We start from the raw sequence: 747 nt of genomic DNA, 5'->3' as shown, positions 1-747 counted from the left end.
GAGCAATAACGAGAGTTTTCATGATTTTTCCTTGATGATTAGACGTGCGCAACGGAGGAGCGCTGCCATGTTGTGAGGACGCTATAGGGCGCTTTGGGGTTACTTGGCAGGCTCGATGGCAGTGACGACCATCTTTCCGCCCTCGCTGACCACCATAAAGCTGACCTTGTCGCCGACCTGTACCTTGTCGAGCAGGGACTTGTCTTTGGCGTTGAACACCATGGTCATGCCCGGCATCTCCAAATGCTTGATCTCCCCATGCTTGATGGTGATCTTGCTGCTGTCCTTGTCGATCTTGCGAACCTCGCCATCGGTCATAGAGGCTGCGGCGGGGGACGACTTGGCGGCATCACCTGCAGCCTGCGCCATGGTCGAGACCGGCAGCAGCGTGGCCAGCGACAGCAGCACGGCGGAGATGGCGGTATTGGTTTTCTTCATAAATGTTCCTTGCTCAGTGGGTTGGCACAGCAACCCGGGGTTTACTTCTTGGAGACCTTGACCTGGCCCTTCATGCCAGCGTCGTAGTGGCCTGGGTACAGGCACGCAAAATTCACATCTCCGGCTTTGGTGAATTGCCAGATGATTTCGCCCTGTTTGCCTGGTGCGAGGGAGATCTTGCTGGGCTCGTCATGCTCCATCTCGGGAAACTTCTTCATGGTCTCGTAGTGTTCCTTGAGCTCGGCCTCGGTACCCAGGCTGAACTCGTGCTTGACCTGGCCACTGTTCTTGATCACGAACTTGATGGTT

At 55.8% G+C, this 747-nt stretch carries 2 protein-coding genes; both read right to left on the bottom strand.

From position 1 onward, the window contains the following. Window positions 1-99: 99 nt before the first annotated feature. Entirely contained in the window at window positions 100-438 is a 339-nt protein-coding gene (locus KYG_RS06500; RefSeq protein WP_008904052.1) for a copper-binding protein, read from the bottom strand. 41 nt (window positions 439-479) lie between these two features. Further along, on the bottom strand, window positions 480-747 hold a 268-nt coding region (locus KYG_RS06495; RefSeq protein ID WP_008904051.1), incomplete at its 5' end, for a plastocyanin/azurin family copper-binding protein.

It is taken from the genome of Acidovorax sp. NO-1 (genome assembly GCF_000238595.1).
Classification (GTDB): Bacteria; Pseudomonadota; Gammaproteobacteria; order Burkholderiales; family Burkholderiaceae_C; genus Acidovorax.
The sequence above is the reverse complement of the archived record's forward strand: the minus strand, read 5'-3'. Positions and strand labels throughout refer to the sequence as shown.

Bases quoted from the DNA above. Each gene is read 5' to 3' on its own strand.
- KYG_RS06500 (WP_008904052.1), bottom strand. From the start codon at position 438: ATGAAGAAAACCAATACCGCCATCTCCGCCGTGCTGCTGTCGCTGGCC.